At 67.8% G+C, this 12,262-nt stretch carries 10 protein-coding genes; 3 read left to right on the forward strand and 7 right to left on the reverse strand.

The window, feature by feature from the left end; genetic code table 11:
• Nucleotides 1-27: 27 nt before the first annotated feature.
• Complete coding sequence (gene pheA / locus E3O39_RS16775) at nucleotides 28-963, reverse strand: prephenate dehydratase (protein WP_134449154.1); 936 nt, start codon at nucleotides 961-963, stop codon at nucleotides 28-30.
• A gap of 35 nt (nucleotides 964-998) precedes the next feature.
• Here pheA and pgm point away from each other — a divergent pair, with 35 nt between their 5' ends.
• Nucleotides 999-2,615 carry a phosphoglucomutase (alpha-D-glucose-1,6-bisphosphate-dependent) gene (gene pgm / locus E3O39_RS16780; RefSeq protein WP_134449155.1) on the forward strand — a complete coding sequence of 539 codons (1,617 nt, stop codon included), beginning with the start codon at nucleotides 999-1,001 and terminating at the stop codon, nucleotides 2,613-2,615.
• An 85-nt stretch (nucleotides 2,616-2,700) separates the two neighbouring features.
• Here the strand turns inward: pgm and E3O39_RS16785 are convergent, their stop codons facing one another.
• The 3 genes from E3O39_RS16785 to E3O39_RS16795 all read right to left on the reverse strand — a co-directional run bounded on the left by E3O39_RS16785 (nucleotide 2,701) and on the right by E3O39_RS16795 (nucleotide 5,865).
• Nucleotides 2,701-3,465 carry an amidase domain-containing protein gene (locus E3O39_RS16785; RefSeq protein WP_134449156.1) on the reverse strand — a complete coding sequence of 255 codons (765 nt, stop codon included), beginning with the start codon at nucleotides 3,463-3,465 and terminating at the stop codon, nucleotides 2,701-2,703.
• A gap of 97 nt (nucleotides 3,466-3,562) precedes the next feature.
• On the reverse strand, nucleotides 3,563-4,921 hold the full coding sequence (locus E3O39_RS16790) for an amidase domain-containing protein (protein ID WP_134449157.1): 1,359 nt from the start codon (nucleotides 4,919-4,921) through the stop codon (nucleotides 3,563-3,565).
• Nucleotides 4,922-5,019: 98 nt separating this feature from the next.
• A complete protein-coding gene (locus E3O39_RS16795; protein WP_134449158.1) occupies nucleotides 5,020-5,865 on the reverse strand; it encodes a M15 family metallopeptidase in 846 nt (281 codons plus the stop codon).
• Nucleotides 5,866-6,020: 155 nt separating this feature from the next.
• On the opposite strand from E3O39_RS16795, the gene E3O39_RS16800 reads away from it, so the two are divergent.
• Nucleotides 6,021-7,805: an MDR family MFS transporter gene (locus E3O39_RS16800; protein ID WP_241985117.1), complete on the forward strand. Its 1,785-nt coding sequence runs from the start codon at nucleotides 6,021-6,023 to the stop codon at nucleotides 7,803-7,805.
• A gap of 80 nt (nucleotides 7,806-7,885) precedes the next feature.
• Nucleotides 7,886-8,566, forward strand: coding sequence for an NAD(P)-binding oxidoreductase (locus tag E3O39_RS16805; protein WP_134449159.1), 681 nt, complete (start codon nucleotides 7,886-7,888; stop codon nucleotides 8,564-8,566).
• 93 nt (nucleotides 8,567-8,659) lie between these two features.
• Here the strand turns inward: E3O39_RS16805 and E3O39_RS16810 are convergent, their stop codons facing one another.
• From E3O39_RS16810 to E3O39_RS16820, 3 genes are all read right to left on the reverse strand, one after another.
• Complete coding sequence (locus E3O39_RS16810) at nucleotides 8,660-9,589, reverse strand: carbohydrate ABC transporter permease (protein ID WP_174774658.1); 930 nt, start codon at nucleotides 9,587-9,589, stop codon at nucleotides 8,660-8,662.
• Nucleotides 9,586-10,713 (reverse strand): carbohydrate ABC transporter permease, encoded by a 1,128-nt coding sequence (locus tag E3O39_RS16815; protein ID WP_134449160.1) that lies wholly within the window; start codon nucleotides 10,711-10,713, stop codon nucleotides 9,586-9,588. The genes E3O39_RS16810 and E3O39_RS16815 overlap by 4 nt, the downstream gene beginning before the upstream one ends.
• Before the next feature lie 84 nt (nucleotides 10,714-10,797).
• Entirely contained in the window at nucleotides 10,798-12,129 is a 1,332-nt protein-coding gene (locus E3O39_RS16820; protein WP_134449161.1) for an ABC transporter substrate-binding protein, read from the reverse strand.
• Nucleotides 12,130-12,262 lie beyond the last annotated feature (133 nt).

Consider the following 12,262-nt stretch of genomic DNA (forward strand, 5'->3'; position numbering starts at 1 on the left):
GGCGGGGCGCGGGGCGGGGGTGGCGGGTCAGGCGCCGCGGAGGAGGGCGTCGAGCCAGGCGCGCGCGCCGATGTAGACGTCGTCGTCGTAGCGCTTGGTGTACTCGTTCTGCTGCAGGTCGGCCCGGGGGTACGAGCCGAGGAAGATCACCTTCGGGCTGAACCGGCGCAGGCCGAGCAGGGCGTCGGCGACGCGTTCGTCGTGGATGTGCCCGTCGGCGTCGATCACGAACCGGTAGCGACCGAGCGCGTCGCCGATCGGACGCGACTGGATCAGCGAAAGGTTGACCCCGCGGGTCGCGAACTGCTCAAGCAATTCGAGGAGCGCCCCCGCGCGGTCCTCCGGCAGCTCGACGATGAGGCTCGTCTTGTCCGCACCGGTGCGTTCCGGGATCACGGTCGTGCGGCTGACCAGCACGAACCGGGTGACGGCGTTCGGGTTGTCACCGATGTCGGTGGCGAGAACCGTGAGGTCGAGATGGTTCTCGATCCCCGGAGGGGCGACCGCGGCATCCGCCTGTTCGGTCTCGAGCAGTGAGGCCGGCGCCGCCACATTGCTCGAGGCGGGGATGTGGCCGTGGTGCGGAACGTTCGTCTCGAGCCAGTTCCGGCACTGGGCGTATGCGACCGGATGCGCGGCGACGATCTTCACGTCGGCAAGCGTCGTGCCCGGTCTGGCCACGAGCACGAAGTTCACCGGCACGAGATACTCGCCGATGATCCGGAGGTCCGGCACCTTCGCGAGCGCGTCCTGGGTGGCGGACACGCCGCCGTCGACGGAATTCTCGATCGCGATCATCGCGGCGACGCTGCGACCGGAGACGACGTCGGCGAGCGCCTCGCCCACGTTGTTGACGGAGCGCCAGGCCTGGCCGCGCGCCTCGGGCACCTGGGCGAGTGCCGCCTCGGTGAAGGTGCCCGCCGGCCCCAGGAAGCTGTAGCTGGCTTTGCGCGTCTCGGACATGGCTCACAGCCTACTTGCAGTGCCAGACTGGGGACATGAATGAACGTGCGGGCACTCCGGCCCTGGAATCAGACCTGATCGATGTCGACGCGCTGGTCAAGGCGTACTACGACCTGAAACCCGATGTGACCGTGCCCGCCCAACGGGTGGCATTCGGCACCTCCGGGCACCGTGGCAGTTCGCTGAACACGGCCTTCAACGAGAACCACATCATCGCGACGACGCAGGCCATCGTCGAGTACCGCACCAATCAGGGCATCACGGGCCCCCTTTTCATCGGGACGGACCCGCACGCGCTGAGCGCCCCGGCGTACACGACGGCGCTCGAAGTGCTCGTCGGCAACGGCGTGCGCGTGCTCGTCGACGAGTTCGACGACTACGTGCCCACCCCGTCGCTCTCGCACGCGATCCTCGCCTACAACCGGGCAGGGAACACCGATGAGGCCGACGGCATCGTCGTCACCCCCAGCCACAACCCCCCGACCGACGGCGGCTTCAAGTACAACCCCCCGCACGGTGGACCGGCCGACAGCGACGCCACCTCCTGGATCGCCGCGCGCGCCAACGAGCTCATCGCCGGCGGACTCGTCGACGTGAAGATGAGCGAACCGAGCGCGGTCGAGACCTACGACTTCCGCGGTGCGTACGTGAACGACCTCGAGAACATCATCGACATGGCCGCCATCAAGGCGAGCGGCATCCGCATCGGCGCAGACCCCCTCGGCGGCGCGAGCGTCGGCTACTGGGGAGCGATCCGCGACCGCTACGAGCTCAATCTCACCGTCACGAACCCCAAGGTCGACCCGACCTGGCGCTTCATGACCCTGGACTGGGACTCCAAGATCCGGATGGACCCGTCGAGCCCCTCCGCGATGGCCTCGGTCATCGCCCACAAGGATGACTTCGACATCCTCACCGGCAACGACGCCGACGCCGACCGGCACGGCATCGTCACGCCGGACGGCGGCCTGATGAACCCGAACCACTTCCTCGCCGTCGCGATCGACTACCTCTACAGCCACCGCGAGGGCTGGCGCGCTGACGCCGCGATCGGCAAGACGCTCGTCTCCTCGACGATGATCGACCGGGTCGCCGGCTTCCTCGGCCGCGACCTCTGGGAGGTGCCGGTCGGGTTCAAGTGGTTCGTGCCCGGGCTCATCGACGGTTCGGTCGCGTTCGGCGGCGAGGAGAGCGCCGGTGCGAGCTTCGTGCGCTTCGACGGCACGGTCTGGACGACGGACAAGGACGGTATCCTGCTGGCCCTGCTCGCCTCCGAGATCCTCGCCGTCACCGGCAAGAGCCCGAGCCAGCGCTACGCCGAACTCGTCGAGCACTTCGGCGACCCGGCGTACGCCCGGGTGGATGCCGCGGCGACGCCCGCGCAGAAGGCCCAGCTCGGCAAGCTCGACGGCGACGCGATCACCGCGACCGAACTCGCCGGCGAGAAGATCCTCGCGAAGCTCAGCCACGCCCCAGGCAACGGGGCCGCGATCGGCGGCCTCAAGGTCGTCACCGAGAACGCCTGGTTCGCCGCCCGGCCGAGCGGCACAGAGGACGTCTACAAGATCTACGCCGAGTCCTTCAAGGGCCCGGAGCACCTCCGCCAGGTGCAGCTCGAGGCGAAGGCGATCGTCGACGCCGCCATCGCGTAGACACTTTCGTAGACGGATGCCGTCGCGCACGTTCGCCGGTCGGCGGGCGCGGGCGGCGGCATCCGTCGTGTGACGCGGCCGGTGGTTAGGGGATGCTCCAGTAGTACGCGGTGGCGCCCGGGTGCTTCACGGTGATCGCGTAGTCGACGGAACGGTAGTCGGTGTCGTCGGTGTGGCCTGCGTAGTAGATGACGATGTCGTCGCCGCTGCCCTCGATGCGGGTCACGACGCCGGTGTGGTCGCGGTCGCCCGAGTTGTCCCAGTCGAACTGCACGACGTCGCCGACCTTGACCTGGTCGCGCTGCTGGTCGGTGAGCGCGGTCGCACGCCCAGAGCTCGCGAGGTAGTTGCGGAACGCGGTCGAGCTGACCCAGGCGTTCGAGTGGGTGAAGGACGAGCCGGTGCCCTTGGACCACCAGCTGCCGTCCATGGCCCAGCCGCGCTGGATCAGGGACTGGCTCGTGAAGTTGACGCAGTCGTTGTCGGTGACGACGCCGTAGTCCGCCGTGTTGTAGTTCGTCCAGTGCGCGATCATGTAGTCGACCTGGGCCTGCACTCCGCCGGTCGAAGCCGCCGCGACGGGGGCGGGCGCGGCGGTCGTCACGGGCGCCGGAGCGGGTGTCGGCGTTGCGGTCGCGACAGGCGCGGTGTCGACGGCGACGGGAGCACCGGCATCCGCCGGCGTCGCCCGAGGGGTCGCGGTGTCTGTGGGGGTCACCGATGTGGCGATCTCCGCTCGCGCCGAGTCTGAATCGTCGTCGCCCCAGGATGCGACGGCGGCGGTGCCGATCACGAGAGCAGCGAACGCGAGCGCGGCTGCGCTGATGCGAAAGCGTCGGGTGAACTGCACGAATTCCTCGTCTCATTTGGGGGGGGATATATCCAGATAATCACACTTCAATGGGAAAACTGCCCGCCAAGCTATGAAGTGTCGCTGAATCGCCGGGCTAGGCGACGCTCCAGTAGCTCACCGTTCCCCCGGTGTTCGCGAGGGATTCCTCGACGGACTTGTCGAGGCTATCTTCGGTGTGACCTGCGTAATAGAGGTGCGTTCCCGAGGCGTCCTTGACGACGCGGGTGACGATTCCGGTGTGGTCTTTGTCGCCGGAGCGGTCCCAGTCGAATTGCACGATGTCGCCCACCTTGACCCGGCTGCTTTCGCCGGCGGTGAGCGGCGTGGCACGCTCGGGGTGGGCGGACAGGTACGCGGCGAACGCGGTCGAGCTCGACCAGGCGGAGCTGTATCCGGCGCCTGCAGCGCTATAGGACCACTCGGCGTCCATCGTCCACCCGCGCGCGATCAGCGACTGGCTCGTGAAGTTGACGCAGTCGTTGCCGCCGATGGCGCCGTAGACGGCGGAGTTGTATGAGTTCCAGTGGGCGCGCACGTAGCCGATCTGGGCCGTGATGCGCGGGTCGGGGACGTACTGGAAGGTGAGCGGGCTCACGCCGGCGGCGACGGCCACAGCGGGTGCGGTGTCGGCCGCGGCGCCGGTGCTCGCTGCGCCGCTCGGGGCCGGGGTCGGGGTCGCGGCGGCGAGGGGGGCCGCGGCATCCACGAGGGGCGTGATCGCCTGCGAGAGCGACGCGACCGAAGACGCCTTCGACGCGGCGGCTGCTGTCGCGGCCGCTGCGGCGGCGTTCGCGGCATCCGCAGGGGTGCTCGCGACGGGAACGATCGCCCCGGTGCTGTCGACGAGCGAGACCGCCACGGAACCGGTGCCGTAGTCGGTCGACGCGGGCGTCGAGATGGTGACCGTCGTGTCGGTCGCCGAGAGCACGGTGCCGGCGTTGCCGCCGAAGCTCACGCCCGACACTCCCGCGAGCCCGGAGCCGGTGACGCTCACGACCGTTCCGCCGGTGACAGGTCCGGCAGAGCCGCCGTCGCCGGCGCTCACCGCGCTGTAGATGACGGGGCTGCCGGCCACGACGGGCACGGCGGCCACGACACTCGCCGGCACCGGGCGCGAGGCCGCGAGTGGGGCGGATGCCGCGGTGGCGACCCCGGGGGACGCCTGGCTCGAGAGCGGGACGAAGAGGCCGAAGCACAGGCTGGCGGCGGCGGCCGAGCCGGCCAGCCAGATCAGCGGGCGGTGGCCGGACGGCGCCTTCTCGAGGCGGTGCCGGGAACGGACGACGCCGAGGGAGTCGGAGGAGCGGGCGGCGGTCGCCAGGGAGCCTGTCGACAGGGAGTCCGAGGACGGCGAATCGGTCGGCCGTGGAGGGCTGATGGGGCGGAGGGGCAGTGGATCTTCCCGGCGATGGCGGGAGCGGGCGGGACCTTCAGGACGTGTATGGGGGCGCACGAAATCGTTTCTGGACGGCGGACGGGGACCCGACATGCGAACACGCGCACATGCCAGAACCCTGTGCGGAACCTCCGAAACCCATGCGTGAGCCGGACCTAGTGATAGGTCGGGGCCGCCGGGAGACCGAAGAATTCCTCGAGAGTGGTCACGCCATCCGTGTGCATTTCGGTCGCGAGGTCGACGCCGATGTAGCGGAAATGCCACGGTTCATACGCGTAGCCGGTCACGGCGACCTTGTCCTCCGGATAACGGAGCAGGAAACCGTATTTCCAGGCGTTGTGCGCGAGCCAGGTGCCCTGGGGAGTCGCCCCGAAGCAGGCGTCGAGGGAGCAACTCGCCGGCAGGGCGCTGATGTCGATCGCGAGGCCGGTCTGGTGTTCGCTCGTGCCCGGCCGGGCGGTGCTCGTGTCCGCGACGGCCTGCCCGTGGGCCGAGACGTCGTCGTTGTACACCGCGACCTGGGTGGGATAACTGCGGTAGGAACTCTGCGACTGCAGCTTCAGCCCGGTCTCGGCCGTGAAGGCGGCGAAAAGGGCCACGACGGCGTCGGATGCCTCCCGGCGGAGCTGCGGTTCCCAGACGTGCGGCACGGGCACGGTCACGAGATCCGGCGGGGTGTAATCGGCCGGCTGCAGGGGGCGGTCCTTGTCGACGACGACCCAGATGCTGGTCGGGTCATCGTGCGAACGCGCCGCCTTGTCGAAGCGCGGGACCAACGCTATCGGCGTCGGTGATGCGGTCGGGGCCGGGCGCGCGGCATCCATGGGTGTCGGCCGGTCGCCGGGCGTGTGCGTCGCGGGAGACCCGGGGTCTGGCGTCGCGCCGGGCAGCGCCGTTGCGACGGATGCCGGGGCGTGCGTCGCGAAAAAACCGAGCGCGACGGCCCCGCCGGCCACGAGAACGGCAGCGAGGGAGATAGCCGTGATCCGTCGCCAACCCATCCTGTGTGAACCCCCCGTTTGACCTTCTGTACGCACGCTCATGAGCCTAGTCCCGGGACTCGCCCCACGAGCGTGCCGAAACACCCCCCAACGGCCGGGAACGGGGTCCGGGAATCTGTTGATGATTCCCTGCCCGTCGTGTAACTTTGCAGACGATGCAAACTCCTCCCGCTTCCGCCTCCTCGCCCGCCTCCGCTCCCCTGATGTCGCACCGGCAGATCCTGTTCGTCATCTTCGGCCTGATGGCCGGGATGTTCCTGTCGGCTCTCGACCAGACCATCGTCGGGACGTCGATGCGCACCATCGCCGACGACCTCGACGGAATGTCGCTGCAGGCCTGGGTGACGACCGCGTACCTGATCGTCTCGTGCATCAGCACGCCGATCTACGGCAAACTCAGTGACATCTTCGGGCGCCGGCCGCTGTTCCTGATCGCGATCACCGTGTTCCTGATCGGGTCCCTCCTGGCCGGGATGTCGCACTCGATGTATGAGCTCGCGGTATTCAGGGCAATCCAGGGCCTCGGCGCCGGCGGCCTGATGGCCCTTCCGCTCACGATCATGGGCGACATGCTCGCGCCGCGGGAGCGCGCCAAGTACCAGGGCTACTTCCTCGCCGTCTTCGGCATTTCGAGCGTCATCGGCCCGCTCATCGGCGGTGTCCTCTCCGGCGCGACGACGATCCTCGGCATCACCGGCTGGCGGTGGGTGTTCCTGATCAACATCCCGATCGGCATCGTCGCGCTCATCATCGTGATCCGCTTCCTGCACATCCCGCACTTCAAGCGTCCCGTACGGATCGACTGGTGGGGTGCCGTTACAGTCATCGTCGCCGCAGTGCCGCTGCTGCTCGTCGCCGAACAGGGCCGCACCTGGGGCTGGTGGTCGTTCACCTCGGTCGCCTGCTACGTGACCGGCGTGCTCGGCATCGTGCTGTTCATCGTGGCCGAGCGACTGATGGGCGATGACGCGCTCATCCCGCTCAAGCTCTTCCGGTCGGCGACGTTCTCGATGGCGACAGTGCTCGGCGTCTTCGTCGGTTTCGGAATGTTCGGCGCGATGATGACCGTCCCGCTCTACCTGCAGCTCGTGAACGGCGCCACCCCGACCGAGAGCGGCTTCATGATGCTCCCGATGATCCTCGGCCTGATGATCTCCTCGATCGTGAGCGGCCAGATCATCGCCCGCACCGGCAAGTACCGCGTCTTCCCCACGGTCGGCACCGCGTTCATGGCCGGCGGGTTCTTGCTCTTCACCTTCGCGACCGCGGACAAGCCGGTCTGGTTCATGATGACGGGCATGCTCCTCGTGGGTCTCGGTCTCGGCCAGCTCATGCAGACGCTGACCATCGCGAGCCAGAACTCGGTGGGACCGCGGGACATCGGCGTCGCGACATCCGCTTCGACGTTCTTCCGTCAGATCGGTGGCACGCTCGGCACCGCCGTGCTGTTCTCGGTGCTCTTCACCCGCATCCCGGACACCCTCGGCGCGGCATTCGGCAATCCGACGATCGTCGCCGGCGTCAAGGCGGCCGCCTCCGATCCGGCCGTGCTCGCCGACCCAGCCAACGCCGGCATCCTGGCCCTGTTGCAGAAACCGGCCGGGCTCGGGACGGCCCTCGACGGGGACACCTCGTTCCTGAACGCGGCGGACCCTCGGCTCTCGCAGCCTTTCCTCGTCGGCTTCAACGACGCCACGGTCACGGTGTTCTGGGTGAGCCTCGTCGTCGTGCTGATCGCCTTCGTACTGAGCCTCTTCCTCAAGGTCGATCCGCTCCGCAAGACGAGCGCCATGCAGGAAGCGGCCGACGAGCACGCCGCGACACAGGCAACCGAGCGGGCCTCCGAGGCCATGATCGCGCAGCACGCCGCCGACACGATGGGAGCCCTCGTCGAGCCGGGGCTCGACACCGACGAATTCGAACGCCCGGGCCGCGCCTGACACGGGCGCCCGACACGGGCGGTTGGCGGGCGGATGCCGGGCGCGGGAATTCGGGAGCGCCCGGCGGCGTTGTCCCTGAGATGCGTATTATAATTGCAGGTGGACACGGAAAGATCGCCCGGCTTCTGACCCGGGACCTCACGGCTGACGGCCACGAGGTGATCGGACTGATCCGGAACCCGAACCAGGCGGACGACCTCCGCACCGACGGCGCGACCCCGGTCGTGCTCGATCTCGAGGCAACGACTCCCGCCGAGCTCGCGGAGGTTCTGTCCGGGGCCGACGTGGCCGTCTTCGCCGCAGGCGCAGGCGGGGGCAGCGGCGACGCGCGCAAGACGAGCGTCGACCTGGGGGCATCCGTTCTACTCGCCGATGCGGCGGAGACCGCAGGCGTGCGCCGGTTCCTGCAGGTCTCGTCGACCGGGGCCGACCTCGTGCGCGACGACGCCGAACCGGCCGGAGTGCCCGCGGACTTCGTGGCCTACCTCCGCGCCAAGCTCGCCGCGGAGGAGGATCTCGTGCGCCGGGACCTCGCCTGGACGATCGTGCGCCCGGCCGGTCTCACCGACGAGCCGGCCGCCGGGCTCGTGACCCTCGAGCACACCGGTCCGGGTATCCCGGAGGTGCGCGGCACGATCCCGCGCGCGGACGTCGCGGCGGTGCTCGCCGCGCTCATCGTCTCGGGCTCCGGCGCCCTCGAGACGCTGTACCTGGTCTCCGGCCGCACGCCGGTCCAGGCCGCGGTCTCCGCCCTCGCCTGACCGGCGCTGTAGACCGCGAAAGCGGGTGAATCGTCGTTCTCACCATTCGAGAACGACGATTCACCCGCTTTCGCGTTTCTGATCGGACGGGAATCAGCCCTTGACGGCGCCCGCCATGATGCCGGAGATGAGCTGCTTGCCGGCGAGGACGAACAGGATCAGCAGGGGAAGCGTCGCGAGCACGGCGCCGGCGAGGACGACGGAATAGTCCACGTACTTGGCGGACTGGAGCTGGCTGAGCGCGACCTGGAGTGTCGGGTTCTGCGGGGACACGATCATCGGCCAGAGGAAGTCCGTCCAGGCCATCATGAAGGTGAACAGCGAGAGGATCGCCATCGCCGGTCGTGCCGCGGGCACCGCGACGTTCCAGAAGGTCGTGATCATGTTCGCGCCGTCGACACGGGCTGCCTCGATGAGCTCGTCGGGGATGACGTCGACGAGGTACTGCCGCATGAAGAACACGCCGAACGCGGTGACGAGGGTCGGGATGATGATGGCACCGACGGAACCGGTCCAGCCGAACTGACGCATCAGGATGAACAACGGGATGATCCCAAGCTGGGTGGGAATCGCCATGGTCCCGACGACGAAGACCATCAGCCCGTTGCTGCCTCGGAAGCGCAGCTTCGCAAAGGCGTAGCCGGCGAGCGTGGAGAACGAGACCACGGAGACCGTGATGATCGTCGACACCACGACGCTGTTGAGCAGCGCCTGCCAGAACGGGATCGTGTCGAAGACGGCGGCGACGTTGATCCAGAACTGTCCGCCCGGGAGGAGGGGCGGCCATTCCTGGCTCAATACGGATGACGAGCTCGAGCCGACGACGACCGACCACCAGAGCGGGTACGCACCACCGAGGAACAGGGCGAGCAGGATGCCGTACGTGAGGAAACCGGGTCGTCTGTCGATCCCCAGGCCCTTGTGGCCCTTCATCCGCCCGGCGGGGTTCTTCTCGGCGCGGGGCTTGACGGGCCGGGCCGGCCGAACCGGCTCGGTGGGAGTTGGGGTGAGTGTGCCGGTCATGATCTGGGCTCCTTCGCGCCGGTGGGGAGCGTGCTGGATGGAGGGGAATCAACGGGCTCGCCCGCTCCGGATGCCGCCAGTGCAGCCTCCCGGTCGGCCGCGGCCTTGCGCCGCAGCACCCGTTTCGCAGACTTGACGTCCGTGCGGGAATCCGTGGTGGCGATGCGCTGAGAAATCAGGAAGTTCAGGACGCCGAACGCCACGATGATGAGGAACAGGATGAAGGCGACGGCCGAGGCCTTGCCGAAGTTCTGCCGCTGGAACGCCATCTCCCAGAGATAGAGCACGGTGGTCTGGAATTGCCGGTGGGCGCCGCCCGGCGTCGGGGTCGTCGCATCGTACAGGCGAGGCTCCGTGAAGATCTGCAGGCCACCGATGGTGGCGGTGATGATCACGAAGATCATGGTGGGGCGGATGCTCGGCAGCGTGATCGAGAAGAACCGGCGGAAGAATCCGGCCCCGTCGAGGGCTGCCGATTCGTGGATGTCGCGCGGCACCGATTGCATGGCGGCGAGGAGGATGAGGGCGTTGTACCCGGTCCAGCGCCAGTTCACCATGCTGGCGATCGCGATGTGACTGGGGAAGACATCCGTCTTCCACATCACCGGATCGACGCCGACGAAGCTCAGGAGGTGGTTGATCATGCCGTTCTGCTCGCTGAACATGTTCGAGAAGATCAGCGCGACGGCGACCGGAGTCACCACGTACGGGATCAGGACGCTCATGCGCCAGAAGGTCTTGGCCCGCAGGTTCTGGTCGAGAACCGCCGCGATGAAGGTCGCGGCGATGAGCTGCGGGATGCTCGAGAGCAGGAAGATGCTCATCGTGTTGAACAGCGAGTTCCAGAACAGCGGGTCGTTCAGTTCGGCGGCGTAGTTGTCGAATCCGACCCACTCCCCCGGGCCGCTCAGCAGGTTCCAGTGGTTGAGCGACACCACGAAGGTGTAGACCAGCGGGAACAGGCCGACGACGCCGAAGAGCACGAAGAACGGCGAGATGTACAGGTAGGGCGAGAGCTTCACGTCCAGGCGGCTGAGCCGGTGCTTGTAGGTGAGGGCGCTCTTGCGACCGGTACGGTCGGGCCGCGGCGGGCTGCTGGCTTCTGGTTCACGTGTGAGTGTCATGGTGGCTTTCTGCCTTCGAGCGGGAGTGCCCCGGCGCCTGCGGGCGCAGGTACCGGGGCACTCCCACCGAGCGGATGCTTGCTGCTACTTGTTGACGATGAGCTGGTTGAACAGCGTCATGGCGTCGGACCAGGCCTTGTCGCCTGACACGCCCTGATCGAGGGAGATCGTGGACGGTCCGAAGACCTTCTCCTGGATCGTGGAGTCATCCGGTCCCTTGTACTGGGCCTTCACGCCGTCGGCGCGCTTGCTCAGGATGGATGCGATCGGTGCGTCGTTGAAGAAGGCCGAGATGCCGGACCCCGCAGCGAGTGCAGGATCGGTCTGGGCGGCCGTGACGCTCGGGAACGCGCCTGCCGCCTGGAATTCGGCGACTTCCTGCTTGGCGTCGGTCAGCCAGGTGGCCAGTTCAGCGGCTTCCTTCGGGTGCTTGGACTGCGTCGGAACGGTCAGGAACGAACCGCCCCAGTTGGCGGCTCCTCCGGGGAAGACGTCGGCGAAGTCCCAGCCGGCCGTCGCGCCGACGGCGTCGCCGCCGGCGGTCTTGACCTGGCCCTGGACGACTCCGAGCATCCAGCCCGGGCACATGAAGGTTGCGAAGGTGCCGTCGGTGAACGACGTGCCCTTGTTCCAGTCCCACTGGGTCTGCTTGGCGGAGAGGCCGGCCGCGTTTGCGGCGGCGAGCTTCGTCCATGCGGACTTCAGGTCTGCGTTGTTCTCGACGTTGAGCTTGCCGTCCTTGGTGTAATAGCCCTCGGGGAGCTGGTTGACCATCGAGTTCCAGATGAAGCCGGACTGGTCGAACCACGCCTTGCCGGTTGCCTTCTGGTACTGCTCGCCCACCGCGAAGTACTTGTCCCAGGTGGAGCCGCTGCCCCCGAGCAGGGTGGCGACTGCGGCGCGGTCGGTCGGGAGACCGGCTGCTGCGAAGGCCTTGCTGTTGTAGCAGATGCCCTCCGGGCCGATATCCGTGCCGTATCCGATGATGCGACCGTCCTTGTCGGTGGCCTGGTCGACCTTCCACGAAACCCAGCGGTCCTTGACCGAGTCTGCACCGTAAGCCTTGAGGTCGGTGAACTGGCTCGAGACGTTCTGAATCGCGCCCAGCCAGCCTTCCTCGACGGCGAGAACGTCGGAGAGGCCGCTGCCTGCCGCGATCTTGGTGAAGGCATCCGTCTGGGCATTGCCACCGGTGTCGATGTTGTTGGCCTTGATGGTGATGCCGGGGTGCGAGGCCTCGTACTGGGCGTAGAGAGCATCCATGCCCATGGTGCCGAACGTCGTGACGGTCAGCTCGACCGGTGCGGCACTGGCTGAGGTGCCGGTTCCTGCCGATGAACAGCCCGTCGCAATGAGGGCGAAGGATGCGGCGCAGGCTACTGCTGCCCCGACCTTGGTGCGTCGTGAGAACTTCACTGTCACTCCTTTGTGTGCGTGTTTGTGCGTGTGTGTACTGCGAGAAATGTGTGTTGCAAGCGACCGGCGCCTGGCGGGTGGCTCTCAGGGAGAGGCGCCCGCCCAACGGGGTTGTGAGAGCGCTCTCATTTTG

This window comes from Cryobacterium sp. MDB2-A-1, from assembly GCF_004402675.1.
Taxonomy (GTDB): Bacteria; Actinomycetota; Actinomycetes; order Actinomycetales; family Microbacteriaceae; genus Cryobacterium; species Cryobacterium glucosi.

Coding starts and splice junctions, on each gene's coding strand:
- pheA (WP_134449154.1), bottom strand. CDS start 963: ATGTCCGAGACGCGCAAAGCCAGCTACAGCTTCCTGGGGCCGGCGGGC.
- E3O39_RS16805 (WP_134449159.1), top strand. CDS start 7,886: ATGCGTATTATAATTGCAGGTGGACACGGAAAGATCGCCCGGCTTCTG.
- E3O39_RS16815 (WP_134449160.1), bottom strand. CDS start 10,713: ATGACACTCACACGTGAACCAGAAGCCAGCAGCCCGCCGCGGCCCGAC.
- E3O39_RS16810 (WP_174774658.1), bottom strand. CDS start 9,589: ATGACCGGCACACTCACCCCAACTCCCACCGAGCCGGTTCGGCCGGCC.
- pgm (WP_134449155.1), top strand. CDS start 999: ATGAATGAACGTGCGGGCACTCCGGCCCTGGAATCAGACCTGATCGAT.
- E3O39_RS16800 (WP_241985117.1), top strand. CDS start 6,021: ATGCAAACTCCTCCCGCTTCCGCCTCCTCGCCCGCCTCCGCTCCCCTG.
- E3O39_RS16795 (WP_134449158.1), bottom strand. CDS start 5,865: ATGGGTTGGCGACGGATCACGGCTATCTCCCTCGCTGCCGTTCTCGTG.